The organism is Mesorhizobium sp. M0340 (assembly GCF_040321535.1).
Classification (GTDB): domain Bacteria; phylum Pseudomonadota; class Alphaproteobacteria; order Rhizobiales; family Rhizobiaceae; genus Mesorhizobium.
Genome location: NZ_JAMYRR010000008.1, coordinates 198990 through 223331, shown reverse-complemented (window position 1 = coordinate 223331; position 24342 = coordinate 198990). Strand labels below are relative to the sequence as shown.

The window sequence follows — 24342 nt, the reverse complement described above, 5'->3', positions numbered from 1 at the left end:
GGTCTGATCCTAAGCAGATTTGCGCCGAGCGGCTTTGGACTTGGCGCCCTTTGCCGGGCGTCCGGTCTTTGCCGGCCCACCGGCTTCCGACGAAAGGCTCTTCTTCAGTGCATCGAAGAGATTGACGACGTTGGAGGGCCGTGGTTCCGCCTTTGTCTTCGGTGCCTTCCTGCCGGCCTTCTTGGCGCGGACCAGCTCGATCAGGGCGTTTTCGTATTTGTCCTCGAATTCGGAAGGATCGAACTTCGCCTGTTTCTCATCGACGATGTGTTCGGCCAGCCTGATCATTTCGGCGTCGGTCTTCACCGGCTTGATGTCGCCGAACACCACCTCGGGCCTGCGAACCGTATCGCCATAGCGCAGGGTCGTCAGCAGCAGACCCTTGCCCAACGGCTCGATGACCACCGGACGTTCGCGGCGATAGAGCACGATACGGGCCAGCCCCGCCGTCTTCCTGGCGGCCATGGCGTCGCGGATGACGGCGAAGGCCTCTTCCGAGACCTCGTCCGCAGGCGTCACATAATAGGGCGTATCGAGATAGATCTGCTGGATCGAGGATTTTTCGATGAAACCATCGAGGCTCATCGTGTGCGAGGATTCGATCTGCACGGCTTCGATCTCCTCCTCCTCGATTTGGACGAAGTCGCCGTCGCCGATCTCGTAGCCCTTGATCTCGTCCCCTTCATCGAGCGGCTTGCCGTTTGCCGAATCGACATAGACGCGCTTGACGGTATTGCCGGTCTTGCGGTTGAGCACGCGGAACGAGACTTTCTCCGCCTGGGTCACGACATTGGTCAGTTCGACGGCGCAAGTGACCAGCGAAAGCTTGAGATATCCTCTCCAGGCGGGGCGCGGCGCCATGACAAACTCCCTGCGCGACAAGGTTCAACCGAGAACGGCGTTCAACCGAGAACGGCCAAAGCCCGTTCCGGTTCCGGCGGCGCAAAAGGCAAGTCCGGGCTTTCGGCCCGGCCTTGCCTTGAACTCAATTCTCTATCGCTGCCCTACTCGGCGGCTTGCAGGTTGATCTTGCTTTCCGCTATTTCGGTAAGCTTGCGGTCGGTCGCCTGCTCCTCCTTGAGATTGTTGGCCAGCACATTGGCGCAGTCGCTGCGGCCCAGTTGCTTGGCCCAGGCAATCAAGGTGCCGTAACGGGTCATCTCATAATGCTCGACCGCCTGGGCCGAGGCGATCAGCGCAGCGTCGAGGACTTCCTTGTCGGCGATGTCGCCGCTGATGTCGTCGGCCTCTTCGAGAATGCCGTCGATGGCCGGGCAGTCGACCTGCTTGGCCTTCACGCCGTGCAGTTCGAACACCTGCTCGACACGCTGGATATGACCCTTGGTCTGGGCGAGATGTTTCTCAAAGCCGGCTTTCAGCTGCGGATCACTCGCCTTGTCGATCATCTTCGGCAGCGATTTCTCGATCTGTTTTTCAGCGTAATAGATGTCGCGCAGCGTGTGCACGAACAGGTCATCGAGTGTTTTGATATCCTTCGAAAAGAAGCCCATGGCCTTTGCCCTTCTATTGCTCTTGCAGTTTCGGATTTTTGGCTGCGGCCCAACCCGAGCACCACAGCCTGCGGAACCGGTTCGTCCCGGCACTGGGAAATCAACGTGCGGCTGACGGGCGGGTTCCTGGTTTTCCGGCCGCGTGCACGGAAATTTCGCGGTCCAGCAAAAAGCTGAAACAAAACCGCGCCTCAGCGACATTCAGGCGAAACATATGTGATGCAAAAGTCACACTGGGCGAAATGCCGACGGACTGCATGGAAACACCGCGAATCAGCCGCATTCCAGCCATGAACGAAGGCATTTTCGACCAGAGATTAACATCGCGTTCACCGACTATTCACGCCTGGACGCTATGATCCCCGCAATTCGGAAGGGACATCCGAAACGGGACAGGGACCGAGTAAAATGAGCTTCTGGAATCACATCGCCGGCTATGCTGCCGCCATCCGCGAATTCGTCGCACCGACCTATCGGCCCGAGCGGTATTACATGCGCGGCCCAGGCCCCGCCTGCGCGCGCCGTGGCAACACACTTGGGATCAGCGTGCACTGATGATGAGCATGGAGAGCCGTCACGACAGCCGGATATGCCGGCCCGACGCCGACAATCGGTCAACGACCTATCGCGCCGAGCGCCCTGCGCTGACCGACAGACGGCGTGCGACAATGCCAAGCCTTCAGCAGTCCGGGCTTTGATCCAGCCGCCGGCAGGTCTAGTGTCGCCTGACACCAGCTGCGGGGCGTCACGTGATCGTCAAGCCGAACCATTCTCCTGAGCCGCCAGAATTCGAATCACGTCGCCCGTTGATCGTGTTCGACGGTATTTGCGTGTTGTGCTCGGGCTTTGTGCGCATGGTGGTGAAGCTCGACCGCAAGGGCCGCTTCCATTTCGCAACCGCGCAGTCGCCCTTCGGCGAGATGCTGTTCAAGAAATCCGGGCTGCGAACGGATCGCTACGAGACCAATCTCGTCATCGTCGATGGCGCCGCTTTCACCCGCCTGGACAGTTTCGTTGCCGTCATGGCCGAACTCGGCTGGCCGTGGCGGGCAGCGCGGATCCTGCTGCTGTTGCCGCGCCCGCTTCGCGACTGGCTCTACGACCGCATCGCAAAGAACCGCTACGCTCTGTTCGGCAAGAAGGACAATTGTGAAATCCCTTCCGCCGAGGTGAGGGCAAGGTTGATCGGCTAGGCTCACCGCCGTGGCCGGGAGCGGCGCGGGGCATTTTGGGGGAACTGCGGATGAAGGTTCTTGTCGTCGGCGGCTATGGCACCTTTGGCGGTCGCACCGTCGAGCTTTTGGAGGGCGAACCGCGTCTGATCCTCTTCGTCGCCGGGCGCTCGCTTGCCAAGGCTGACGCTTATTGCAACAGGCGCGCGCCGACAGCAGCCCGGCTGCAGCCGGCCCTGTTCGACCGTGACGGCGATCTCGCCGCGCAACTCGCTGCATTTGAGCCTGATATTGTAGTCGACGCGAGCGGCCCGTTCCAGGCCTATGGCGAGGGACGCTATCGCCTGATCGAGGCCTGCATCGCCCGGCGCATCAACTATCTCGATCTAGCCGACGGCTCGGATTTCGTCGCCGGCGTCTCTGCGTTCGACGAGGCGGCGCGAAATGCAGGGGTTTTCGTGCTGTCCGGCGTCTCGAGCTTTCCGGTGCTGACGGCCGCGGTTGTGCGCCGCCTGTCGTCGGACCTGACGCGGGTCGACGGCATTCGCGGCGGCATCGCGCCGTCGCCCTTTGCCGGTGTCGGCGGAAACGTCATTCACGCTATCGCCGGTTATGCCGGTCAGCCGGTGCGGCTTGTTCGCAATGGCCGTCCGGAACAAGGCCGTCCGTTCACCGAACAACTGCGCTACACCATCGCGCCGCCGGGCCGGCTGCCGCTTCGATACACGCTGTTTTCGCTTGTCGACGTTCCCGACCTGCGCGCCTTGGCCGAGCTTTGGCCGGAGGCGAGGACCATCTGGATGGGAGCCGGGCCGGTACCCGAGTTGCTGCACCGCGCCCTGATCTGCCTCGCCTGGCTGGTGCGAGCCGGATTGACCGGTTCGCTTTTGCCGCTGGCGCCGCTGATGCATCAGGCAACGAACCGGCTGCGCGGGGCGAGCATCGCGGCGGCATGTTCGTCGAGGTGGAGGGATCTGACCGGGCGGGCGCCATCGTCAAGCGCTCGTGGCATCTCTTGGCCGAGGGCAATGATGGGCCGCTGATCCCGTCGATGGCGGTCGAAGCGCTGGTCCGCAAAGCGCTGGCCGGACATCAGCCCGCGCCGGGCGCACGGGCGGCGGTGCGCGATTTGGAGCTCCGGGATTATGAAGCGCTGTTCGCCGGCAAGACAATCTACACCGGGTTCAGGAATGAGCCCGCTGACAGGGACAAGTCGCTTTATGCCGTCTTGCTCGGCGACGCCTGGCATGGCCTGCCCCGGGAAATCCGCGCCATGCACGATTGCACAACAATGGCGGCAGGCCGCGCGCGCGTCGAACGCGGGCGCAATGTTCTTGGCTGGCTAATGGCCCGGATGGTCGGCTTCCCCGGGGCAAGCGAGGACATCCCGGTTCATGTCCGCTTCGACACCGAGAAGGACGGCGAGACCTGGACGCGGACATTCGGCAAGCACAGTTTTTCGAGCCTACAGTTCGCAGGCCGGGGTCGATCGCAGCGCCTGCTGTGCGAACGCTTCGGCCCGCTGACCTTCGCGATGGCGCTGGTTGCCGAGGACGGCCGGCTGGCGCTGGTCTTGCGCCGCTGGAGCTTTTTTGGCCTGCCGCTGCCGATGTGGCTCGGTCCACGCTCGACTTCCTACGAAACGGTGGAGGATGGCCGCTTCCGCTTCCACGTCGAGATCTCGCATCCACTTGCCGGCATGATCGCCTGCTACCGCGGCTGGCTGGAGCCCTCCGGCCCGCACGGCTCCAGCGAGATCGTGTCGCCTGCCAGCTTAGCCAGTTCGCGGCAGTCCTGCGCCGTGCACAGCGTCCAACCCTGACCCGTAGCGCCCGACGCGGCGAGCACGAGGCGCCGCTGTGGCCCGACCTTGGGCGCATAGACCCACCAGCTGTTTCTCAGCACCGAGCCTTGCGGCGGCTCCATCCCGGCGCCCGATCCCTTGATGCGGGCCTCGACCAGCTGCAGGCCGGACGGCAGCACCTTCCAGTCTTCCTGCCACTGGGTCTTCTCCACCGAATGCACCCAGGAGAGCGTGAAGGCAGCGACCGCGAGCGCCACCGTCTTGCCGGCCGCGACGATGCAGAGGCTCATGCCGAGTTGGCCAGCGAAGCCTGCCGCGCGCGCCAGCAGTGCCAGCCGATCCAGGCAAGGGACAGCGCCCAGCCCGCCTCGTCGGTAAGCGGCAGCGCCGCAACCAGCAGCACGCCGGCGGCGAAGGCGATGAGGCGTTCCCACCAGGCCATGCGCCGGGCCAGAAATCCGACGGCAGCGGCGCCCCACAGGACTATGCCCATGCAGGCTTTGATGAGGATATAGGCGACCTCGACGGGATAGCCGAACTGGGCGGCGATCGGGCCGGGGTCCTGCAGCATCAGCGCCGGGGTATAGACCGCCATGAACGGCACTACGAAGCCGGCAATGGCAAGCTTGGTGGCCTGGATGCCGATCTTGAGACCGCTTTCCTTGGCCATGGGTGCGGCGGCGAAGGCGGCCAGCGCCACAGGCGGGGTGAGATCGGCCATGATGCCGAAATAGAAGACGAACATATGGCTGACCACCAACGGCACGCCGAGCGACAGCAGCGCCGGCCCGGCCAGCGACGAAGTGATGATGTAATTGGGAATGGTCGGTATGCCCATGCCGAGCACCAGGCAGGTGAGCATGGTCAAAAGCAGCGACAGGAACAGATTGTTCTCGCCGATCGAGATGATCCAGCCGATGAAGGTCGAGGCGATGCCGGTAAGCGTCAACGTGCCGATGACGATGCCGACGATGGCGCAGGCAATGCCGACCGGCAGCGCGTTCTTTGCTCCCTCCGCAAGGGAATCGATGCATATGCGCAGCGTCTCGCGCCCGCCCTTGAACGTGAGGCAGGCGACGACCAGCACGGCGATGACCAGGCTGAGGATGTCGACGCCGAATTTCATGAAGGAAGCCGCGGCAAGCCCGAGCGCCAGCCAGAAGACGATGCGGAAGGCGAGCGGCCCGATCGATGCAGCAAGCGGCGTGCCGAGGATGAGCACGATGGTCAACGCGAGGCCCATGGTGCCGGCGAACACCGGTGTGTAGCCGGCAAACAGCAGGTAGATCAGTGCTGCGAGCGGCAGTACCAGCGGCCAGTGCTGTCTCACCGCATCCCACGGATTGGGCAGGTCGGCCTTGGCCATGCCGTGCAGGCCGGCCTTGCCTGCCTCCAGGTGCACCTGCCAGAAACAGGCGCCGAAATAGAGCAGCGCCGGGATGATCGCCGCCTTGACCACCGCGGCATAGGGGATGTTCAGGGTCTCGGCCATGATGAAGGCAACCGCTCCCATCACCGGCGGCATGATCTGGCCGCCCATCGACGAGGTCGCCTCGACGGCGCCGGCGAAAGCCGAGCGGAAACCGAAGCGCTTCATCAGCGGGATGGTGAACTGGCCGCTGGCCACCACATTGGCGACGCCGGAGCCGGAAATGGTGCCCATCAGCGCCGAGGACAGCACACAGACCTGCGCCGGGCCGCCGCGCCATGAGCCGACCAGGCCAAGCGCAAAATCGTTGAACAGCGCGATCATGCCGGCGCGTTCAAGAAAGGCGGCGAAGACGACGAAGATGAAGATGTAGGCGGCCGAAACATAGATCGGCGTGCCGTAGATGCCTTCGGTGCCGTAGGCGAAGGTGTCGACGAGCTGGGCGAAATCATAGCCGCGATGGATGAAAGGCGGCGGCAGATGATTGCCGGCAAATGCGTAGGCGAGAAAGATGAAGGCAATGACGGCGAGCGGCAGCCCCATCAATCGCCGCGCCGCCTCGAAGACCAGCACGACCAGCACCGCGCCGACGATCAGGTCAGGCGTGGTGAGAAAGCCGGAGCGGCGGATGAGGTCGGCATAGAACACCCAATTGTACAGACCGGTGGCGAAGCCAAGCACGCCGAGCGTCCAGAACACTGCTTTCGCCGGGACGCTTTTGGCGCGCAGATTGGCGATTAGGGCGAAGCCGAGCAGCAGTAGGAAGCCGACATGCATGGCGCGTACGACCTGGCTCGGCAGGCTGCCATAGGCGGCGATGTAGATCTGGAAGATGGAGAAGGCGATGGCGATGAGAAAAGCCGCCTTGCCGGTGATGCCTTCGCCGAAGCCCGGCGGTAATCCTTCGACAGGAGCTTCCGCTGTGGGGGAAAGAACGGTCGGGGTTGCGGTCATTAGCGGGGTTCCTGGCGGGGCGCTCCCCTCCTCGAGGGAGGGTGCGGAGCGAGGCGAGGCTCCTTACTTCACCAATCCCTTTTCCTTGTAATACCTCTCGGCGCCTGGATGCAGCGGCACCGGCATGCCGTCGAGCGCCTTGGCGGGGTCGATCGCCTTGGCGGCGGCGTGGGCAGCGGTGAGCTGGTCGAGATGCTCGAACAGCAATTTGGTCATCTGGTAGGCGGTCTCGTCAGGGACATCGGCGCTGGTGATCAGGAAATTGCCGACGGCGGCGGTCGCGACATCCTCGGTCTGGCCCTCATAGGTGCCCCTGGGGATGACCACAGAAAGATAGGGCGAGCCGATCTTGGCGACGTCCTCCGCCGGCACGGCAACGATGTTTACCGGCACCGAGGTGGCGAGGTCACGGATCGATGCGACCCCAAGGCCCGCCGACTGCAGCGTGGCGTCGAGCTGGCGGTTCTTGATCAACTCTACGGATTCGGCAAAGGGCAGATATTCGATCCGCCCGAGGTCTTCGTATTTCAGCCCGGCAGCGGCGAAAATGGTGCGGGCGTTGAGCTCGGTGCCTGAGGCCGGCGCGCCGACCGAAAGGCTCTTGCCCTTGAGATCGGCGAGCGTCTTGATGCCGGATTCCTTGCTGGCGACGATCTGGATATAATTAGGATAGATGGCTGCAATGCCGCGCAGCTTGTCGAGCTTGCCTGGGAAGCCTGCTTCGGTATTGCCTTCGGCGGCCAGCTTGACGGAATCGCCGAGTGCAAAGGCGATCTCGCCCTTGCCCTGCTGCAGCAGGTTGAGGTTTTCGACCGACGCTTTCGTCGCCTGCACCTGGGTGCGCGCGCCTTCGATGCCCTTGCCGTAGATTTCCGACAGCGCCACGCCGAGCGGATAGTAGACGCCCGACGTGCCGCCGGTCAGCACGTTGATGAATTCCTGTGCCTTGACCGATGCCGCGCCAAGGCCAAGCGACAGCGCTATCGCGCCGGCGGCAACGAACTTCGTCCTGAAATTGAGCATTCCGTTTCCTCCCTGAAGTATCTGCCGCACTCTCCTCGTCAGCGCGATCCGGGACGAGTTTAGAGAGCGGACGGGAAATGCCAACCCGCAATTGTCGCCATTAGACGAACGGTTGAGCTTGCGTGAAATGCCATGGCAGCCGAAAGATTTTTGCAGCGCCTGTCGAAATCGGGCGAGGCCGCGCGACATACGTTCGGCCCGCAACGGAGCGGCCTTCGAGAAAAACGGGAGAAGACCATGCGATACATGCTTTTGATCTATGCGAACGAAGCCGCGATGGCGGCCGCGCCGACGGAGAAGACCTACGAAATCAGCGCAGCCTATGGAGCCTATACCGAGGCGTTGAAGAAATCCGGAGCGTGGCTGGCCGGCGACCGGTTGAAGCCGACCCAGACCGCCACCACGGTGCGGATGGCCAACGGCAAGACCAATGTGCTCGACGGTCCCTATGCCGACACCAAGGAGCAGCTCGCCGGCTTCTACATGATCGAGGCTGAGGACGCCGACGCAGCAATTGCCTGGGCGGCTCGCTGCCCGGGTGCCAGCACCGGCACGATCGAGGTGCGGCCGATCTGGGAAATGACCGAGTACCCATCCCAGAAGTGACCGTGTGATGGACAGTCGTCCGGAGATCGCGCGGGCGGCGGCGGAAGCGGCCGCCCGGCAAAGCTACGGCAAGCTGGTCGCGTATCTCGCCGCGCGCACACGCGACGTGGCCGCTGCCGAGGACGCCTTGGCAGATGCCTTTGCAGCGGCGCTCGAGCGTTGGCCACAGGCGGGCGTGCCCGACAAGCCGGACGCCTGGCTGCTGGCGGTGGCACGCAAGCGCCGCGTCGACGCGGTCAGACGGCGACTGACAAGCGAGGCGGCCCGCGACCACCTTAGGCTGATCGCCGAGGAGATGGAGGCACGCATGGTCGACGAAGACCTGCCGGACGAGCGGCTCCGGCTGATGTTTGCCTGCGCCCATCCGGCGATCGAGGCCGGCGTCCGCGCGCCGCTGATCCTGCAGACGGTCTTGGGCTTCGACGCAGCGACGATCGCCTCGGCTTTCCTTGTCTCGCCAGCCACGATGAGCCAGCGCCTGGTGCGCGCCAAGACACGAATTCGCGAGACAGGCATTCCGTTCCGCGTGCCGGAGCGGGCCGAACTCGGCGAGCGGCTGGGCACCGTTCTGGAAGCAATCTACGCGGCGTTTGCCGAAGGCTGGTCCGACCCGGCCGGCACCGAAACGCGGCGCCGCAACCTCGCGACCGAAGCTATCTGGCTCGGCCGTCTGATGGCCACGCTGATGCCGGACGAGCCGGAGGCGCTCGGGCTTTTGGCGCTGATGCTGTTCGCCGAAGCGCGGCGCGCGGCGCGGCGCAATGCGGCGGGCGATTATGTGCCGCTGGCCGAGCAGGATCTTGCACTGTGGGACGATACACTGATCGATGAAGCGGAGACGCTGCTTGGGCGCGCCGCGGCCAAGGGCGTTGTCGGCCGCTACCAGCTTGAGGCCGCCGTGCAGTCCGCCCATGCGACAAGACGGCTGACCGGCGGCACCGACTGGGTCGCGATCAAGGAGCTCTATGACGCGCTGTCGGTGATTGCCGGCTCGCCGGTGGTTTCGATCAACCGTGCGGTGGCCATTGCCGAGGCCGAAGGTGCCTCGGCAGGATTGGGCGCCCTTGATCAACTCAGCGGCGATAAGCGGCTGTATGACTATCAACCTTACTGGGCCGCCCGCGCGGGCCTGCTGGCCAGGGTCGGCAAAGTTCCGCAGGCGAGCGAGGCCTATGACCGGGCTATCGGCCTCGAACGCGATCCAGCCGTGCGCCGGTTCCTGCAGGAACGACGGGCCGCGCTCGGCCGCGCGGAAAAAGACTGAGACAAGGCGGAGTGCTCAGGCCGGCCACATGTCGTGGGAAGCATTCAGCCTCTTCATCACCCGATGTTCCCGCAAATTGGCCCACAGGCGTTCGATGTTCGGCCAAGCGGTTGGAACCTTCGCGACCTCCGGATGCCAGGCCACCAACATGACGAGATAGATGTCGGCCAGCGAGAGTTGGTCGCCGGCCAGCCAGTCGCGGCCGTCGAGAGCGGCATCGAGAATGGCGAAGCTGCGATCCATTTCCGAGACCGCCGCCTGTTTGAGGGCGTCCACGCCGCCGGCGTCGGCCGTGTAGCGATGTGCGTAGAAGAACCGCAGGTTGGCTGGATAGATGACCGACGACATGAAAACCATCCAGCGCAGGAAATCCGCACGGTCAGGCGAACTTGCCGCGGGCGCCAGTCCTGCTTCCGGGTGGCGCTCGGCCAGCAGGATGCAGATCGCCGCGGATTCGGTCATCGAGCGTCCGTCCGGCAAGATCAGCACCGGCACCTGGTTCAAGGGGCTGATGTCAAGAAAGGCCTGATCGAGGCGGCCCTTCGGAACGTCGACCTGGTGGAAAGGCACGCCCGCCAAAGCGAGCGCCGCCTCGACGACAAAGCCGCCGGTATTGGCACGCGTATAGAGCTTGTACATGAAGTCCTCCACCTGCCGGGCAGCGACGATTTGGTGGTTTCCACGCCGAAGCGTCGATACAGAACGTTTGATGCCGGAGGGGCAGCGCGAAGGATCGCTACAACCGGTCAAACACTCTCGTGTCCAGACTCTAAGTCCCCAATCCCTCGAACAGGATAGTCGAGAGATAGCGCTCGGCGAAGGAGGGGATGACGACGACGAGGGTCTTGCCCTTGTTTTCGGGCCGCGAGCCGACGACGATCGCCGCTTGCAGGGCGGCACCCGACGAAATGCCGACCGGCACACCTTCGAGCCGAGCGACGAGCCGTGCATTGGCAACCGAATCCTCGTTCGAGACCTTGACGATCTCGTCGTAGATCGTCGTGTCGAGGATTTTTGGCGCGAAGCCGGCGCCAATGCCCTGGATCTTGTGCGGGCCTGGCTGGCCGCCCGACAGCACCGGCGAGGCTTCCGGTTCGACGGCGACGACATGCACCGAGGGCTTGCGCTTCTTCAGCACCTGGCCGACGCCGGTGATGGTGCCGCCGGTCCCGATGCCGGCAACGAAGATATCGACTTCGCCATGGGTGTCGTTCCAGATTTCCTCGGCCGTGGTGCGGCGATGGATTTCCGGATTGGCGGGGTTTTCGAATTGCTGCGGAATGACGGCGTCGGGCAGTGTTGCCGCCAGCTCGTCCGCCTTGGCGATGGCGCCCTTCATTCCTTTCGGCCCTTCGGTCAGCACCAGCTCGGCACCGAGCAGCGCCAGCATCTTGCGGCGTTCGACGGACATGGTTTCCGGCATGGTCAGGATCAGCTTGTAGCCCTTGGCGGCGGCGGCAAAGGCGAGCGCGATGCCGGTATTGCCCGAGGTCGGCTCGATCAGCGTGGTCTTGCCGGGTGTAATCCTGCCCGAAGCCTCCAATGCCTCGATCATCGAGACGCCGATGCGGTCCTTGACCGAGGCGATCGGGTTGAAGAATTCGAGCTTGGCCAGCAGATTGGCGACGACACCCTTCTCCCTGGCGAATTTATCCAACCGCACCAGCGGCGTGTCGCCGATCGTCTCGGTGATCGAATTGTAGATGCGGCCGCGGCCGGGCACGTGTGTGTGGGTGGCGGGCTTGTTCATTGGTTTTCCTCCCAGAGGTCAAGCGGCAAGAGCCGGGCGGGCATAGGATAGAGCCATCCACCGCGCAAGATAGGCACGTTCGAAAAATATCCGAGTGACGTTCGTGCTGAATACCGGCGCCTTGCAGGGCGTGACAATCGTTGGGCGGATTGGCGAAGAGATCTACTGGCGGGCGGCAATTGCCGCCGCCGCACCGACCATGAAGCCGGCGGCGGTGCGGTTGAGTGCCCTCAGCGCCCGCGGCGATTTCAGGAACCAGCGCGCCTTGGCCGCCAGCGCCAGATAGGGCACCAGCACCACGAGCAGAACGATGATAGTGAGCGCGACCAGGATGCCGTAATCGGCCAGCGTGATCGTCTTCAGATCGACGATGGTCGGAGTGATGGCGAGATAGAAGATCATCGTCTTCGGATTGCCGAGTGTGACGGCGAGACCGGCTACAAAGCTGGATACCAAGCCGCCTTTGCCGTTCTTCGCCTCTACCGTTTCGGGCGTGATGCCGCTCGTCCAGAAACGCCAGCCAAGAAAAGCGAGGTAGGCGACGCCCAGCCATTTGATGGCCAGGAAGATCATGCCGAACGTCTGTGCGACGAAAGCCAGGCCGAGCACCACGGCAGTTAAATAGGTCAGGTCGCCGAGCATCAGCCCGAACGACATGGCCAGCGACGAGCGGAAGCCGGAACCCAGCGCACGCGCAACAAGCGCGGTGACGCCTGGGCCGGGGATGGCTGCGGCGATGCCGAGGGCGGCGCTATAGGCGAGGAACCCGGTGAGCGTCATGGTTCGCGCTTGTCGCACAATGTTGAAGTTGGGTGAATTCCCTCGGGCCGAATTCTATTGCGCCAGCGCAGCAGGCGACGCCGCCGCTCAGGAGCGGCCGTCTTCGTAGGTAACGCGCCAGATGGTGCCGTTACCGTCCTCGGTGACGATCAGGGAGCCGTCCTTGGCCATGGCGACACCGACCGGGCGGCCCCAGACGGCGTCGTTCGAGATGACGAAGCCGGTCATGAAGTCCTCATACTCGCCGGTCGGCTTGCCATCCCTGAATTTGAGCCTCACCACCTTGTAGCCGGTCCTGGCGCCACGGTTCCACGAACCATGCATGGTGACGAAAGCATCACCCCGGTAATCCGCCGGAAAGTTCTTGCCGTCGTAGAAGGCTATGTTCATTGGCGCCGAATGCGCCTGCATCAACACGTCGGGGACAGTGGCCTTGCCGGCGAGGTCTGGCCGCTCGCCCTGATGGCGCGGATCCTCGTGGTTGCCGATGTAGTACCAAGGCCAACCATAGAACGCACCGTCCTTGACTTCAGTTGCAAACTCGAACGGCACATTGTCGCCGAGCTCGTCGCGCTCGTTGACGACGCACCACAACGCGCCGCTGGCGGGCTGCACCGTCATGCCCGTACAGTTGCGCAGGCCGGTGGCGACAGTTCGGGGATTTTTCCCGTCCGGGTCAAAGGCGAGCACATCGGCACGGCCTTCCTCGGGGCCCCAGGCCGCCCCGAGCGGCTTTGATTTCGCCCAGGCGTCAAGGCCGCCATCCGGCTGCTTGTCCATGTCCTCGGCGACATTCGAGTCCGAGCCAACCGATAAAAAAAGCGTTTTGCCGTCAAGCGAGAAGGCGATGTCGCGGGTCGAGTGACCGCCCGACGGGATTTTGGCGACAATGGTTTCTGGTTTACCGGACGCCTTCAGGTCACCGTCGCGATAGGGGAAGCGGACGATGCTGTCGCTGTTTGCGACATAGACCCATTGCGGCTTGCCGCCTGGCGGATAGAAGGCGATGCCGTATGGATAGTTGAGGCCTTGGGCGAAAATCGCTTTCTCGATGGGTTTGGCGCGGCCCTCGGCCAGACGGTAGACGCGTATTTGGTCGGCATGGCCGTTTGCGATGAACAGGTCGCCGTTCGGAGCGACGCGAACGACGCGCGGATTATAGAGTCCGGAGGCGATCATTTCGGCCGAAAAGCCCGGCGGCAATTCTGGCTCGGCGCTTTCGGGCCGTTCCGCCACGCCGCCGCCGTTCGAAGCGGATTGAGCGGGGTCGGCTGCCGGCATGTCTTGCGGCCCGATCAGGCGGCGGACGCCAGGCCTGTCGGCGTGCCAATCGCCAAAAGCGGCTTCGCCTTTGAGCACCTTTTGATCCGCCTGCTGGGCGGCTGCCGGTGTCGCGACAAGGAGGGCAGCGGCAACGGCCGCAAAGCCGCCAGATCGGATCATTAACGTCCTCCGAGGTTTGCCTCGAAGAGGGCAAACGGGATCAGGCATTGGTCGTTCCAAGCGGTGGTCCAGCACACGAGGATTTGAAGCCGAACCCCGTTCAGTTGCCAGAGGCGTAGAAGTCGTCGTCGAGGCGCTTTTCCAGCGCGACCAGATCGGCCGGCAGCGGCAGGCCCATGGCCCGCATCTCTTGCAGCTTCTCACGCAACTGCTCTTGCACCTCGTGCTGATCCTCAGGCTGATTGACCATTTCCTCGAGCAGCAGGCTGATCTGGGCCTTGAACGATTCCAGCGCCATTCTTTTTCTCCTTGCGGCAGGCCGCGGCGGCTCCTAGCGCAGCATGCGCGAAATCAGCTGCGCGGTATAGTCGACCATCGGTACTATGCGCGCATAATTCAGCCGCGTCGGCCCGATGACGCCGAGCGCACCGACGACGCGCGCGTCCTTGTCGCGATAGGGTGCCACCACCAGCGAGGAGCCCGACAGCGAAAACAGCTTGTTTTCCGAACCGATGAATATGCGCACCCCCGGGCCTTCCTCGGCGAGGTCGAGGAGCTGGATCAGCCCATCCTGCGTCTCCAGATCCTCGAACAGATGCCGCAGCAATTCTATGTCGGCCTGGGCGGTGACGTTTTCCAGGAGATTGGCGCGGCCGCGCACGATAAGCCGCCCAGGCACCCCGCTTTCGGCGCCTGCCCAGACCGCCAGGCCCTTCTCGACCAGATCCTGCGACAGCGTGTCGAGGGCTGCCCTGGTCTCTTCCTTGATGCGGGCGATTTCGACCCGGGCCTCGGCCAGGGTGCGGCCGCGGATATGGGCGTTGAGGAAGTTGGAGGCTTCGTGCAATTGCGAGACGGTGATGCCGGCGGGCAGATCGATGACGCGATTTTCGACGTCGCCGTTCTGCGAGACCAGCACGGCCAGCGCCTTGGTCGGCTCGAGCTGGATGAATTCGATGTGCTTCAGCGCCGCCTCATTTTTGGCGGCGAGCACGAGGCCGGCGCCGCGCGACATGCCGGACAGCATCTGGCTGGCCTCGGTCAGCATATGCTCCAGTGTCGCGCCCGAGCCGGAGGCGCGCACCTGCGCCTCGATGGTGCGGCGCTCCTCGTCGGAGAGGTCGCCGAGTTCCATGAATGCATCGACGAAGAAGCGCAAGCCGGCCTGGGTCGGCAGCCGGCCAGCCGAGATGTGCGGCGCGTAAATCAGGCCGAGATGCTCGAGGTCGCTCATCACGTTGCGGATGGTGGCCGGCGACAGCGATGACGGCAGGATGCGCGACAGGCTGCGCGAACCGACCGGCTCGCCATCCCTCAAATAGGAATCGACGATGCGCCGGAAGATGTCGCGCGAACGCATATCGAGCGATTGAAGCGCGGGCGGTTGAAGTGCCGGCGACGAGAGCACTGGCGACTGCGAACCGGGATCGACTACCTTGGTCATTCGAGCCAAAAACCTCCGGTCCGAAGATATAGACTTCCGCGGCGTCGGCGCAACCGGTCCATTTTCCTTTGCGCCTCACGCCCCGTGCGGCTACAAGCCGGCCAAGATTCCCCGGCCAAGATTCCGAAGAAAGAAAGAAGCCTGAATGCGCCCTTCCAAACGCCAATTCGACGAAATGCGCCCCATCTCCTTCGAGCGCGGCGTCTCCAAGCATGCGGAAGGCTCGTGCCTGGTGAAGTTCGGCGACACGCATGTGCTGTGTACGGCCAGCCTGGAGGAAAAGGTGCCGGGCTGGATGCGCAACTCCGGCAAGGGCTGGGTGACGGCGGAATACGGCATGCTGCCGCGTTCGACCGGCGAGCGCATGCGCCGCGAGGCTTCGGCCGGCAAACAAGGCGGCCGCACGCTGGAGATCCAGCGGCTGATCGGCCGCTCCCTGCGCGCCGTGGTCGATCTGCAGGCGCTCGGTGAGCAGCAGATCACCGTCGACTGCGACGTGATCCAGGCCGACGGCGGCACGCGCACCGCTTCGATCACCGGCGGCTGGGTGGCGCTCTACGACTGCCTGCGCTGGATGGAAGCCCGCCAGATGGCGAGCCTGGGCAAGGTGCTTAAGGATCACGTCGCGGCGATCTCCTGCGGCATCCATGATGGCCAGCCGGTCATCGATCTCGACTATATCGAGGATTCCTCGGCCGGCACCGACGCCAATTTCGTCATGACCGGCAAGGGCGGTATCGTCGAGATCCAGGGCACAGCCGAGGGCGAGCCGTTCTCGGAAGAGCAGTTCGCGGCGCTGATGGGGCTCGCCAAAAAAGGCATTCAGCGCCTGGTCAGCTTGCAGCAGATGGCCGTGGCTTAGCTGCGGTCAATATTGAAGAGATTGGCGATCCTGTGACCCCTTCAGCAATCCTGGAATCAGCACTCTACGTGACGGACCTTGCTGCCGCGGAACGGTTCTATTCGGGCGTCCTCGGGCTCGATCTGCTCGGTAAGGTCGATGGCAGGCATCTCTTCTTCCGCTGCGGCGACGGCGTGCTGCTTATCTTCAATGCCGAGGCGACCAAGGTGCCGCCGCGGGCCGACGCCAAGCTGCCCGTGCCGCCGCATGGCACGGTCGGCGAGGGCCATCTTTGCTTCGCCGCAAGCGCGGATGAAATCCCACGCTGGAAAGCGCATCTTGAGGCGAAGAAAATCGCCATCGAAAGCGAGTTCGAATGGCCGCAGGGCGGCCGCTCGATCTATATTCGCGACCCCTCGGGCAATTCGATCGAGTTCGCCGAGCCAAGAATCTGGGGCATCTGATGCATTCGCCGACTGTTCATTCGCCAGCTGTTCATTCGCTTGACGGGCATAAGATCGTCGTCGCCAGCCATAACGCCGGCAAATTGCGGGAATTCGCCGATCTGATGGCGCCATTCGGCATAGAAGCGAAGTCCGCAAAGGAATACGGCTTGCCGGAGCCGGACGAGACCGGCACCACTTTCGAGCAGAACGCCCTCATAAAGGCCTTGGCCGCCGCCAAGGCAACTGGATTGCCGGCGCTGTCGGACGATTCCGGCCTGTGTGTCGATGCGCTCGACGGCGCACCCGGCGTCTACACCGCCAACTGGGCCGAGACGCCGGACGGCTCCCGCGACTTCGGCATGGCCATGCAGCGCACGGAAGTGGCCTTGCAAGAAGTTGGCGCGATCACGCCTGCCCAGCGCAAGGGCCGCTTTGTCGCGGTCATCTGCCTTGCCTTCCCCGATGGCCAGGCGGAATATTTTCGCGGTGAGGTCGTGGGCACGCTGGTATGGCCGCCGCGCGGCGAGCTCGGCTTCGGCTACGATCCGGTGTTCTTGCCCGATGGGTTCGAAAGGACCTTCGGCGAGATGAGCGCGGAGGAAAAGCATGGCTGGAAGCCCGGCCAGCCAACCGCATTGTCGCACCGTGCCCGTGCTTTCCAGAAATTCGCCCAAGCCCGATTGGCCGGCGCATGACCATGCTGCTCGACCGCAGCCCCGGTTTCGGCGTCTACGTCCACTGGCCGTTCTGCGCGGCCAAATGCCCCTATTGCGACTTCAACAGCCATGTCCGCCACCAGCCGGTCGACCAGGAGCGTTTTGCCCGCGCCTTCGAGACCGAGCTGGCGACGATGCGCGGCCGCACCGGGCCGCGCGAGGTGACCAGCATCTTTCTTGGCGGCGGCACGCCGTCGCTGATGAAGCCGCAGACCGTGGCGGCGGTGCTGGATGCAGTGGCGAAGAACTGGTCGGTGCCTGATGGCATCGAGGTGACGCTGGAGGCCAATCCGTCCTCGGTCGAGGCCGAGCGCTTTCGCGGCTATCGCGCGGCCGGCGTCAACCGGGTGTCGCTTGGCGTGCAGGCGCTGAACGACAAGGATCTGCGCTTCCTCGGCCGTTTGCACAATGTCGATGAGGCCCTGCATGCGATCGGCCTGGCGCGCGAGATATTCCCACGGCTGTCGTTCGACCTGATCTACGCGCGACCCGGTCAGACGCCGGAAGCGTGGCAGGCGGAGCTCGAGCAGGCGATCGGCCACGCCGCAGACCATCTGTCGCTCTATCAGCTGACCATCGAGGAAGGCACGCCGTTCCATGCACTGCATGCGGCAAGGAAATTCATCATTCCAGACAATGAGCTTGCCGCCGATCTCTACGCGTTAACGCAGGAGATCACCGCCGCGCGCGGACTGCCGGCCTACGAAATTTCCAACCACGCCAGGCCCGGCGCCGAAAGCCGGCACAATCTCACCTACTGGCGTTATGGCGAATATGTCGGCGTCGGTCCCGGCGCGCATGGCCGGTTCGTCGAAAATGGCCGCCGCGTGGTGACGATCGCCGAGAAAATGCCGGAGACCTGGGCCAATCTGGTCGAGGCCAAGAGCCATGGCGTTACCGGCGGCGAGATCCTGACGCGATCGGAAGAAGCCGACGAGTTCCTGCTGATGGGGCTGAGGCTGGCGGAAGGCATCGACCTTTCCCGCTACGAGGCATTTTCAGGGCGCGGCCTGTCGACGGCACGGCTGTCGGTGCTGCAGGACGAAGGCCTGGTGGCACCGATCGGCAATGCCCGCCTGCGCGCCACGCCGGCCGGCATGATCGTGCTCGATGCGGTCGTGGCGGATTTGGCCAGATAGCACGTTGAAGAACGTTCTCTTCATCTGCAGCCAGAATCGCTTGCGCAGCCCGACGGCGGAGCAGGTGTTTTCCAAGCGGCGGGACATCGAGGTCGCTTCGGCCGGCACTAATGACGCATGAACTCGTCGCCCGGGCCGACATCACCTTCGTGATGGAAAAAACGCACCGCGCCAAACTGCAGCAGAAATTCAAGACAAGCCTGAAAAAGGCTCGAGTAATCTGCCTCGATATTCCCGACGACTATGCATTCATAGACCCGGCTCTGGTGGGCCTGCTGGAGGCCCGTGTCTCGAAGTATCTGGGTGAATGATAGATCGCGGAGCATTCGCAACCGCGCTTCGAGAACTGTCTCGACCGATTGCTAAGGTTTGCGGGGTCAAGCCTCGTGCTTGTGGCGGTGTTTGGCGCGATCTTTTTCGCTGGTCTCTCCGGAACGGGCCGGCTTGATCTCGCTTTTGTCGCGCGAGGCACGGTGCTGGTCGTCTGTGGAATGTGGCGCTGCGCCATCGCGGGCGCTTTTTGTTTCGAGGCGGGTGATGAAAATGTCGAAGCGATTGGGCATCGTCCGGTCAGTGCTCCATCGTGCGGTCGGTTTCGTTTGCTTGCTTGCTCTCGGCCGATCGCTGGCGTGCAAGCGGCTTCTTGGCTCTGCGATCTGCGGCTTCGGCAGGCAGGCTCTTGTCGTATGGCGCGGCGAAGCGTTTGCGGCCGGCATAGTAGGGTTCGAAAACGTCCTGTATGGTCAGGCTGTTCATCCTGCTCCTCCCGAGATCAGGTGTAAAATTCGCCGGCAACGGTTTCGTTCCCTACTATGGCGAAGGCATGGCGGCTGGTTCACGTCGGCATCCCTTTTGGAACCCGGGCCTTTGCAACCCAGGCTTTTGCAAGCAAGCGTGAGCCGTGCCAAACAGGGTCGAACGGAGTTGTGCAGGTGACCGGCGAATCGGCCAAACGCAGTTATGTGGTCGGGCAGACCGAAATCGCCGCCCGGCCGCTCGAGCCGGCGCTCTACCTGGTGGCGACGCCTATCGGCAATCTCGCTGACATCACGCTGCGCGCGCTGGAAACGCTCGCCGCCGCCGATATCGTCGCTTGCGAGGACACACGCGTCAGCCGCGTGCTGCTCGACCGCTACGGCATCCGCCGCCGCACCACCGCCTACCACGAGCACAATGCCGGCGAGGCCGGACCGAAGTTGATCGCGGCGCTGCTGGCCGGCCGAAGCGTAGCGCTGATCTCGGCTGCCGGCACGCCGCTCATCTCCGACCCCGGCTACCGGCTGGTCGGTGAGGCGCTGGAACGCGGCATTCGTGTCGTGCCGATCCCCGGCCCATCAGCAGCACTTGCCGCAGTGACGGCATCCGGCCTGCCCTCGGACGCGTTTCTGTTTGCCGGCTTCCTGCCGGTGAAGACCGGGCAGCGGCTGACGCGGCTGGAAGCGCTGAAGGCGGTGCCGGCAACGTTGATCTTCTTCGAATCGCCGCGCCGGCTGGCCGAGACGCTCAGTGCCATGGTCGAGGTGCTGGGCGGTGCCCGCAAGGCGGCGGTCGGCCGCGAGCTGACCAAGACTTTCGAGGAGATGCGGACCGGCACCCTGCAATCGCTCGCCGGCCATTATGCGGGAGCCGATACGCCCAAGGGTGAAATCGTCATCTGCGTCGGCCCGGCCGATGCGGTCGCTGATGGGCCAGAAGACATCGACCGGCTGCTGCTTTCGCTCGCCGCCGAGATGCCGGCCTCCAAGGCAGCGGCGGAAGCCGCCAAGATGACGGGTGGCCAGAAGCAGGCGCTCTATCGTCGGCTGCTCGACCTCAAGAATGCTGGAAGAGACGGGGCCGGCGGAGACGGCGATGGCTGAACGGCCGAGCGCCAGCCGGCAAAAGGCCTACCGGCGCGGCCATCACGGCGAATGGCTGGCGGCGGCGGCGCTGATGCTGAAAGGCTACCGAATTCTTGCCCGCCGCCACCGCACCAGGTTCGGCGAGATCGACCTGATCGCGCGGCGTGGCGATCTGGTGCTGATCGTCGAGGTCAAGGCGCGCCGCACGCTGATGGAGGCAATGGAAGCCGTCGGTCGCGAATCGGAGCACCGCATCGAAGGCGCCGCCGATTTCTGGCTGTCGCGCCAATCCGACTACGGAAAATTATCGGTGCGCTTCGACATGGTGGCGGTGCTGCCGTGGCGCTGGCCGGTGCATGTCGAGAATGTGTTTTACGGGCGAAACTAGGCCATTCTCGAAGTGGGGCCGTTTTGCTGCGCCTGCGGTTCAGATCATGGTTTGCCGATCTGTCAAACATCCGCCCAGCGCTGACTGGAACAAAAGCGTTCCTGCGTTGTTCCTCAATCGTCCTGATGTTCGACGGGCTGGTTCAAATGCCGGCCAGGGCAGTCCTCGTGGCAGCTATGCGAGGACAAAGGGATGGCGAGGCAAATGGATCCCGACGATCTCAACCCGGAACGGATCGTCACCGTGTTCGGCGGAACTGGCTTTCTCGGGCGCAGGATCGTGAAGCGGCTCCTGGAAAGAGGTTTCACGGTGCGCGCCGCATCTCGCCATCCGGCTCGCGTGGCCCTGGTCTTCTCCTCGATTACAAGGATGCCCGAAGCAGTCGAGGCGGATATAACGGATGCGTCCTCGATCCGGTCGGCCATTGCCGGATCGCGGGCGGTCGTGAATGCCGTCAGTCTTTACGTCGAGCAGGGCGTCCAGACCTTTGAACGCGTGCATGTGAAAGCCGCGGGCGATCTCGCTGCCGCGTCGCGCGACCGCGCGATCGACCAGTTCGTCCAGATTTCGGGGATCGGCTCCGATCCTCAATCGGATTCGAATTACATAAGGGCGCGTGGGCGCGGAGAAGGTGCCGTGGAAAGCGCATTTCCCGGCGCTTTCATTGTGCGTCCCGCCGTCATGACAGGACCTGACGACGCTTTCCTGACAACCATTGTGAGGCTGATACGCCTCCTGCCGGTCTATCCGCTGTTCGGCGATGGAGGCACACGGCTTCAGCCGGTCCATGTGGCAGACGTCGCAGAAGCAGTGAGCCGGCTGATCGACGGGCGAAGCCACAAGGGTTCATCCATATTCGAATTCGGTGGCCCGCGCATCTACACCTATAAGGAACTGCTTCGGGAGATCGCCCGACAGCTCGGTACGCACGTCCAGCTGATGCCGGTGCCGTTTGCGGTATGGAACGCCTTGGCTGGCGTCGCGGAACTCCTCCCGGCTGCCCCCATAACGCGCAACCAGGTCGATCTCATGCGTCAGGACAATGTGGCAGCAATCGACGTGCCTGGCCTGAAGGAACTCGACATCGAGCCGCGGGGTATCGACGAGGTGATCCGTGCGATCGAACAGCGTCGTGGCACAGGCTCGCGGTCGTCTCCGCCTTAGGACGGCCCCCTGATCCTGGCGGGAACCTATCGCCGCGCGGCAGGTTGGTCGAGCTTGGAGCCAGTGAAAGAAGGAAAAGAACCATGGCCAGATGCGATCAATGCGGGAATGACTACGACAAGGCTTTCAACGTGACGATGGCCGAGGAGACCTACACATTCGACAGCTTCGAATGCGCGGTCCAGAAACTTGCTCCGACGTGTCCGCATTGCGGATGCCGGATCATCGGACATGGCGTCGAACAGGATGACATCATCTACTGCTGCGCACATTGCGCCGCGGAAGAAGGCGCGAGCGCGCTGACCGATCGTGCGCCTTGACGCACCTCCTTTTGGCGTCTCCAGGTCGACCATTCCGAACGACTGTGCCGGCTCGGTCCGCTAGGCAGCGTGCGTCGTCTTGATCGCGCCAGAGCTGTCATGTTCTTGCAGTTCAAGAACCCGCGTTCGACGGCTGGTTTAGACGCCGTTCCGTGGCAAGTCGGCTCGCGCTTGGACAAGTCGCTCCACGATGGCGGCCGCCTCCTCTGGAATGGCCGGTATGGTGCCCGACTTCCGCGTCGATCCGAAATCGAGGCCGGCGAAAAACAGACCTGGAACAGCGCCGACGCCATCCTCGTGGACGGGCTGGCCGGCTGCATCGAGCGCGCCGGGAAGCCGAACCCATGAGAAATCGCCGGTGAAGCCCGTGCACCAGATCACTGATCTGATGCCGCTCGCCGTCCAGTCGAGGGAGCGGATCGGAGGATCGGGCAAGCGCGGTTCAATCGTCTCGGCCGGATCATCCTCGGCCAGTTGCGCATCGAGGCCGGCGCGCTCGATGTACTCGTCAACCAGGCGCTTGGCATTCGCGGAGACTTTGTCGGCAAATCGCATATGGTCGTCGAGCTCGTCGCCGAAGACGAGGTTGCCGTTCTCCACACCCCTGAAGCGGCCGAGCAGCACCACGCCCTGCGCGCTCAGCGATTGCAGGCTGATCGTGTGAGTCGCGCCGACCAGCGCGCGGGCCTGCAGCTTGCCGGAGGGGAGGACGAGTTCCTTGCGCGGAACGTCGAGAAAACCGGACAGCGTCAGCCATTTGAGTATGTTGCCCCCGCGGTAGCGCCGCACCCAACGGCCGTTGCGGCTGGTCGCCAAAAAGACCACACGTCCTGCCAACGCCAGATCCTCGGCGATCTGGCCGCCCGACTGGCCGCTGCCGACCACCAGCACCGCGCCACTCTCGAACTCGGCCGGGTTGCGATAAGCCGAGGAATCGACTTGGCGAATTGCGGTTGGCAAATCCGCCGACCCTGCTGGCCGGACCTGCCGATTCTGGTCGCCGGTGGCGATCACCACATTGCGCGCCAGAAATGCCCCGTCCGCCGTGGTGATGCGAAAGATCCCATCGTCTCTCGTCAGCTCTTGCACCGGAGTTTGGGTGCTTACCGGCAAGCGGTGCCGCTCGGCATAGCCTTCGAGGTATGCGACGAACTCATGGTGGGTTATCGCGCCCCAGGGCTCGGGGCCGTCGTAGGAATCACCGGGTAAGATGGAGCGGATGGTCGGCGAGTTCAGTCGAAACGAGTTCCATCGCTGCGTTCGCCACGTTTCGCCAATCCGGCCTCGATCAAGCACGCGGTGGTCGCGGCCCTGCCGTGTCAAGAAGTAGCTGACGCCGAGTCCCGCCGGACCGGCGCCAATAACGAGGGCGTCAAGAACTTCGCTCACGCATTCCCCCTGCCAACCATACGTCCACAAGATCGTATGGCTCGGCTTCGGGCAAGAATAGAGTTCCGGCTGGGATTGCGCTATCCGCGCCGGCTCACCCCCAGATTGCCAGCCCCATCAACCCGACGATGCCGACGACCAGCCGCCACCAGCCGAACAGCGCGTAGCCATGGCGCGAGACGTAGTCGAGCAGGAAGCGCACGACGATTAGCGCGGTGACGAAGGCGGCAACGAAGCCGACTGCGATGATGGGCAAGTCGGCGCTGCTCAGCACATTGCGGTTCTTGAACAGGTCGAAGGCGAAGGCGCCGACCATCGTCGGGATGGCAAGAAAGAAGGAGAATTCCGCCGCCGCCCGCTTGTCGACGCCGAGCAGCAGCGCGCCGACGATGGTCGAGCCCGAACGCGACGTGCCGGGGATTAGCGACAAGCACTGGAACAGCCCGATCTGCAGATAAAGCCTGGTCGGAAACCGCTCGACATCGTGGTAATACGGCTTCGGCGTCATGCGATCGACCAGCAGTAGGATGACACCGCCGATGATCAGCATGATGCAGATTAGCCGCGGCGATTCGAACAGCACCGTCTTGATGAAGTCATGCGCCAGTGCGCCGATAATGGCCGCCGGCAGGAATGCGATGAGAATGCCAAGGACGAAATGCCGCGTCAGCCGATCGTAGGGCAGCTCGAGCAGCATCTTCCAGAGACGGCGGAAATAGACGCTGAGGATCGCCAATATGGCGCCGAGCTGGATCAGGATCTCGAAGGCCTTGCCGGTCGAATGAAAGCCGAGGAAATGGCCGGCGAGCAGGATATGACCGGTCGAAGACACCGGAATAAACTCGGTCAGGCCCTCGAGCATGCCGAGCAGCAGCGCTTCGACTACGGTTTGGCTTTCCATGGCAACCTCGGCGTTGG

Annotated in this window: 28 protein-coding genes and 1 pseudogene; 15 read left to right on the top strand and 14 right to left on the bottom strand. The window is 63.6% G+C overall.

What is annotated here, in order from left to right; all coding sequences use genetic code 11:
- Positions 1 to 9: 9 nt before the first annotated feature.
- Together ku and NKI79_RS14860 are read right to left on the bottom strand one after the other, a co-directional pair.
- Positions 10 to 861 carry a non-homologous end joining protein Ku gene (gene ku, locus NKI79_RS14865; protein WP_352802326.1) on the bottom strand — a complete coding sequence of 284 codons (852 nt, stop codon included), beginning with the start codon at positions 859 to 861 and terminating at the stop codon, positions 10 to 12.
- A 143-nt stretch (positions 862 to 1004) separates the two neighbouring features.
- Positions 1005 to 1511, bottom strand: a complete 507-nt coding sequence (locus NKI79_RS14860; RefSeq protein ID WP_254818016.1) for a YciE/YciF ferroxidase family protein — start codon at positions 1509 to 1511, stop codon at positions 1005 to 1007.
- A 408-nt stretch (positions 1512 to 1919) separates the two neighbouring features.
- On the opposite strand from NKI79_RS14860, the gene NKI79_RS14855 reads away from it, so the two are divergent.
- From NKI79_RS14855 to NKI79_RS14840, 4 genes are all read left to right on the top strand, one after another.
- A complete protein-coding gene (locus NKI79_RS14855) occupies positions 1920 to 2066 on the top strand; it encodes a hypothetical protein (protein WP_254818015.1) in 147 nt (48 codons plus the stop codon).
- 194 nt (positions 2067 to 2260) lie between these two features.
- Positions 2261 to 2704 (top strand): thiol-disulfide oxidoreductase DCC family protein, encoded by a 444-nt coding sequence (locus NKI79_RS14850; protein ID WP_352648455.1) that lies wholly within the window; start codon positions 2261 to 2263, stop codon positions 2702 to 2704.
- Between the two features lie 50 nt (positions 2705 to 2754).
- Positions 2755 to 3726 (top strand): saccharopine dehydrogenase NADP-binding domain-containing protein, encoded by a 972-nt coding sequence (locus NKI79_RS14845; RefSeq protein ID WP_352802323.1) that lies wholly within the window; start codon positions 2755 to 2757, stop codon positions 3724 to 3726.
- Positions 3636 to 4505 (top strand): DUF4166 domain-containing protein, encoded by an 870-nt coding sequence (locus tag NKI79_RS14840; RefSeq protein ID WP_352802321.1) that lies wholly within the window; start codon positions 3636 to 3638, stop codon positions 4503 to 4505. Before NKI79_RS14845 ends, NKI79_RS14840 begins: the two co-directional genes overlap by 91 nt.
- Here NKI79_RS14840 and NKI79_RS14835 read toward each other — a convergent pair.
- The 3 genes from NKI79_RS14835 to NKI79_RS14825 all read right to left on the bottom strand — a co-directional run bounded on the left by NKI79_RS14835 (position 4394) and on the right by NKI79_RS14825 (position 7893).
- The gene (locus NKI79_RS14835; RefSeq protein WP_352802319.1) at positions 4394 to 4777 is read right to left on the bottom strand and encodes a DUF1850 domain-containing protein; all 384 of its coding nucleotides are present in this window, start codon (positions 4775 to 4777) and stop codon (positions 4394 to 4396) included. The genes NKI79_RS14840 and NKI79_RS14835 overlap by 112 nt on opposite strands.
- The gene (locus tag NKI79_RS14830) at positions 4774 to 6870 is read right to left on the bottom strand and encodes a TRAP transporter permease (protein WP_352802317.1); all 2097 of its coding nucleotides are present in this window, start codon (positions 6868 to 6870) and stop codon (positions 4774 to 4776) included. The genes NKI79_RS14835 and NKI79_RS14830 overlap by 4 nt, the downstream gene beginning before the upstream one ends.
- Before the next feature lie 63 nt (positions 6871 to 6933).
- Positions 6934 to 7893 carry a TAXI family TRAP transporter solute-binding subunit gene (locus tag NKI79_RS14825; protein ID WP_352802316.1) on the bottom strand — a complete coding sequence of 320 codons (960 nt, stop codon included), beginning with the start codon at positions 7891 to 7893 and terminating at the stop codon, positions 6934 to 6936.
- A 237-nt stretch (positions 7894 to 8130) separates the two neighbouring features.
- Here NKI79_RS14825 and NKI79_RS14820 point away from each other — a divergent pair, with 237 nt between their 5' ends.
- Both NKI79_RS14820 and NKI79_RS14815 read left to right on the top strand, forming a co-directional pair.
- The gene (locus NKI79_RS14820) at positions 8131 to 8499 is read left to right on the top strand and encodes a YciI family protein (protein WP_352648462.1); all 369 of its coding nucleotides are present in this window, start codon (positions 8131 to 8133) and stop codon (positions 8497 to 8499) included.
- A 7-nt stretch (positions 8500 to 8506) separates the two neighbouring features.
- On the top strand, positions 8507 to 9763 hold the full coding sequence (locus NKI79_RS14815; RefSeq protein WP_352648464.1) for an RNA polymerase sigma factor: 1257 nt from the start codon (positions 8507 to 8509) through the stop codon (positions 9761 to 9763).
- Between the two features lie 15 nt (positions 9764 to 9778).
- Here the strand turns inward: NKI79_RS14815 and NKI79_RS14810 are convergent, their stop codons facing one another.
- From NKI79_RS14810 to hrcA, 6 genes are all read right to left on the bottom strand, one after another.
- The gene (locus NKI79_RS14810; RefSeq protein WP_352648466.1) at positions 9779 to 10402 is read right to left on the bottom strand and encodes a glutathione S-transferase family protein; all 624 of its coding nucleotides are present in this window, start codon (positions 10400 to 10402) and stop codon (positions 9779 to 9781) included.
- A gap of 130 nt (positions 10403 to 10532) precedes the next feature.
- Positions 10533 to 11513 carry a cysteine synthase A gene (cysK, locus tag NKI79_RS14805; RefSeq protein WP_254818008.1) on the bottom strand — a complete coding sequence of 327 codons (981 nt, stop codon included), beginning with the start codon at positions 11511 to 11513 and terminating at the stop codon, positions 10533 to 10535.
- Between the two features lie 162 nt (positions 11514 to 11675).
- On the bottom strand, positions 11676 to 12293 hold the full coding sequence (locus NKI79_RS14800; protein WP_352802313.1) for a LysE family translocator: 618 nt from the start codon (positions 12291 to 12293) through the stop codon (positions 11676 to 11678).
- 87 nt (positions 12294 to 12380) lie between these two features.
- On the bottom strand, positions 12381 to 13736 hold the full coding sequence (locus tag NKI79_RS14795) for a PQQ-dependent sugar dehydrogenase (protein WP_352802311.1): 1356 nt from the start codon (positions 13734 to 13736) through the stop codon (positions 12381 to 12383).
- Positions 13737 to 13836: 100 nt separating this feature from the next.
- A complete protein-coding gene (locus NKI79_RS14790; protein WP_254818005.1) occupies positions 13837 to 14034 on the bottom strand; it encodes a hypothetical protein in 198 nt (65 codons plus the stop codon).
- A gap of 33 nt (positions 14035 to 14067) precedes the next feature.
- Entirely contained in the window at positions 14068 to 15180 is a 1113-nt protein-coding gene (hrcA, locus tag NKI79_RS14785) for a heat-inducible transcriptional repressor HrcA (protein ID WP_254818004.1), read from the bottom strand.
- 145 nt (positions 15181 to 15325) lie between these two features.
- On the opposite strand from hrcA, the gene rph reads away from it, so the two are divergent.
- The 5 genes and pseudogenes from rph (at position 15326) to NKI79_RS14760 (ending at position 18633) form a co-directional block, all read left to right on the top strand.
- Positions 15326 to 16042, top strand: a complete 717-nt coding sequence (rph, locus tag NKI79_RS14780) for a ribonuclease PH (protein ID WP_254818003.1) — start codon at positions 15326 to 15328, stop codon at positions 16040 to 16042.
- Between the two features lie 32 nt (positions 16043 to 16074).
- The gene (locus NKI79_RS14775) at positions 16075 to 16485 is read left to right on the top strand and encodes a VOC family protein (protein WP_254818002.1); all 411 of its coding nucleotides are present in this window, start codon (positions 16075 to 16077) and stop codon (positions 16483 to 16485) included.
- Complete coding sequence (gene rdgB, locus NKI79_RS14770) at positions 16485 to 17162, top strand: RdgB/HAM1 family non-canonical purine NTP pyrophosphatase (protein ID WP_352802308.1); 678 nt, start codon at positions 16485 to 16487, stop codon at positions 17160 to 17162. The genes NKI79_RS14775 and rdgB overlap by 1 nt, the downstream gene beginning before the upstream one ends.
- On the top strand, positions 17159 to 18322 hold the full coding sequence (gene hemW / locus NKI79_RS14765) for a radical SAM family heme chaperone HemW (protein WP_352802306.1): 1164 nt from the start codon (positions 17159 to 17161) through the stop codon (positions 18320 to 18322). Before rdgB ends, hemW begins: the two co-directional genes overlap by 4 nt.
- A gap of 4 nt (positions 18323 to 18326) precedes the next feature.
- Positions 18327 to 18633: pseudogene (locus NKI79_RS14760) on the top strand (low molecular weight protein tyrosine phosphatase family protein).
- Positions 18634 to 18892: 259 nt separating this feature from the next.
- Here NKI79_RS14760 and NKI79_RS14755 read toward each other — a convergent pair.
- Positions 18893 to 19078, bottom strand: coding sequence for a hypothetical protein (locus NKI79_RS14755; RefSeq protein ID WP_352802304.1), 186 nt, complete (start codon positions 19076 to 19078; stop codon positions 18893 to 18895).
- A gap of 176 nt (positions 19079 to 19254) precedes the next feature.
- On the opposite strand from NKI79_RS14755, the gene rsmI reads away from it, so the two are divergent.
- From rsmI to NKI79_RS14735, 4 genes are all read left to right on the top strand, one after another.
- Entirely contained in the window at positions 19255 to 20181 is a 927-nt protein-coding gene (gene rsmI / locus NKI79_RS14750; RefSeq protein WP_352802302.1) for a 16S rRNA (cytidine(1402)-2'-O)-methyltransferase, read from the top strand.
- Entirely contained in the window at positions 20174 to 20551 is a 378-nt protein-coding gene (locus tag NKI79_RS14745; protein ID WP_023678973.1) for a YraN family protein, read from the top strand. Before rsmI ends, NKI79_RS14745 begins: the two co-directional genes overlap by 8 nt.
- Positions 20552 to 20743: 192 nt before the next feature.
- Positions 20744 to 21715 carry a complex I NDUFA9 subunit family protein gene (locus tag NKI79_RS14740; protein WP_352802300.1) on the top strand — a complete coding sequence of 324 codons (972 nt, stop codon included), beginning with the start codon at positions 20744 to 20746 and terminating at the stop codon, positions 21713 to 21715.
- Between the two features lie 83 nt (positions 21716 to 21798).
- Entirely contained in the window at positions 21799 to 22035 is a 237-nt protein-coding gene (locus NKI79_RS14735; protein ID WP_023678971.1) for a metallothionein, read from the top strand.
- A 138-nt stretch (positions 22036 to 22173) separates the two neighbouring features.
- On the opposite strand, the gene NKI79_RS14730 is transcribed toward NKI79_RS14735, so the two are convergent.
- Together NKI79_RS14730 and NKI79_RS14725 are read right to left on the bottom strand one after the other, a co-directional pair.
- Positions 22174 to 23424 carry a flavin-containing monooxygenase gene (locus tag NKI79_RS14730; protein WP_352802298.1) on the bottom strand — a complete coding sequence of 417 codons (1251 nt, stop codon included), beginning with the start codon at positions 23422 to 23424 and terminating at the stop codon, positions 22174 to 22176.
- 94 nt (positions 23425 to 23518) lie between these two features.
- The gene (locus tag NKI79_RS14725; protein ID WP_352802297.1) at positions 23519 to 24325 is read right to left on the bottom strand and encodes an undecaprenyl-diphosphate phosphatase; all 807 of its coding nucleotides are present in this window, start codon (positions 24323 to 24325) and stop codon (positions 23519 to 23521) included.
- Positions 24326 to 24342 lie beyond the last annotated feature (17 nt).

Coding starts and splice junctions, on each gene's coding strand:
- ku (WP_352802326.1), bottom strand. CDS start 861: ATGGCGCCGCGCCCCGCCTGGAGAGGATATCTCAAGCTTTCGCTGGTC.
- NKI79_RS14860 (WP_254818016.1), bottom strand. CDS start 1,511: ATGGGCTTCTTTTCGAAGGATATCAAAACACTCGATGACCTGTTCGTG.
- NKI79_RS14855 (WP_254818015.1), top strand. CDS start 1,920: ATGAGCTTCTGGAATCACATCGCCGGCTATGCTGCCGCCATCCGCGAA.
- NKI79_RS14845 (WP_352802323.1), top strand. CDS start 2,755: ATGAAGGTTCTTGTCGTCGGCGGCTATGGCACCTTTGGCGGTCGCACC.
- NKI79_RS14840 (WP_352802321.1), top strand. CDS start 3,636: ATGTTCGTCGAGGTGGAGGGATCTGACCGGGCGGGCGCCATCGTCAAG.
- NKI79_RS14835 (WP_352802319.1), bottom strand. CDS start 4,777: ATGAGCCTCTGCATCGTCGCGGCCGGCAAGACGGTGGCGCTCGCGGTC.
- NKI79_RS14830 (WP_352802317.1), bottom strand. CDS start 6,870: ATGACCGCAACCCCGACCGTTCTTTCCCCCACAGCGGAAGCTCCTGTC.
- NKI79_RS14825 (WP_352802316.1), bottom strand. CDS start 7,893: ATGCTCAATTTCAGGACGAAGTTCGTTGCCGCCGGCGCGATAGCGCTG.
- NKI79_RS14820 (WP_352648462.1), top strand. CDS start 8,131: ATGCGATACATGCTTTTGATCTATGCGAACGAAGCCGCGATGGCGGCC.
- NKI79_RS14815 (WP_352648464.1), top strand. CDS start 8,507: ATGGACAGTCGTCCGGAGATCGCGCGGGCGGCGGCGGAAGCGGCCGCC.
- NKI79_RS14810 (WP_352648466.1), bottom strand. CDS start 10,402: ATGTACAAGCTCTATACGCGTGCCAATACCGGCGGCTTTGTCGTCGAG.
- cysK (WP_254818008.1), bottom strand. CDS start 11,513: ATGAACAAGCCCGCCACCCACACACACGTGCCCGGCCGCGGCCGCATC.
- NKI79_RS14800 (WP_352802313.1), bottom strand. CDS start 12,293: ATGACGCTCACCGGGTTCCTCGCCTATAGCGCCGCCCTCGGCATCGCC.
- NKI79_RS14795 (WP_352802311.1), bottom strand. CDS start 13,736: ATGATCCGATCTGGCGGCTTTGCGGCCGTTGCCGCTGCCCTCCTTGTC.
- NKI79_RS14790 (WP_254818005.1), bottom strand. CDS start 14,034: ATGGCGCTGGAATCGTTCAAGGCCCAGATCAGCCTGCTGCTCGAGGAA.
- hrcA (WP_254818004.1), bottom strand. CDS start 15,180: ATGACCAAGGTAGTCGATCCCGGTTCGCAGTCGCCAGTGCTCTCGTCG.
- rph (WP_254818003.1), top strand. CDS start 15,326: ATGCGCCCTTCCAAACGCCAATTCGACGAAATGCGCCCCATCTCCTTC.
- rdgB (WP_352802308.1), top strand. CDS start 16,485: ATGCATTCGCCGACTGTTCATTCGCCAGCTGTTCATTCGCTTGACGGG.
- hemW (WP_352802306.1), top strand. CDS start 17,159: ATGACCATGCTGCTCGACCGCAGCCCCGGTTTCGGCGTCTACGTCCAC.
- NKI79_RS14755 (WP_352802304.1), bottom strand. CDS start 19,078: ATGAACAGCCTGACCATACAGGACGTTTTCGAACCCTACTATGCCGGC.
- NKI79_RS14745 (WP_023678973.1), top strand. CDS start 20,174: ATGGCTGAACGGCCGAGCGCCAGCCGGCAAAAGGCCTACCGGCGCGGC.
- NKI79_RS14740 (WP_352802300.1), top strand. CDS start 20,744: ATGGCGAGGCAAATGGATCCCGACGATCTCAACCCGGAACGGATCGTC.
- NKI79_RS14735 (WP_023678971.1), top strand. CDS start 21,799: ATGGCCAGATGCGATCAATGCGGGAATGACTACGACAAGGCTTTCAAC.
- NKI79_RS14725 (WP_352802297.1), bottom strand. CDS start 24,325: ATGGAAAGCCAAACCGTAGTCGAAGCGCTGCTGCTCGGCATGCTCGAG.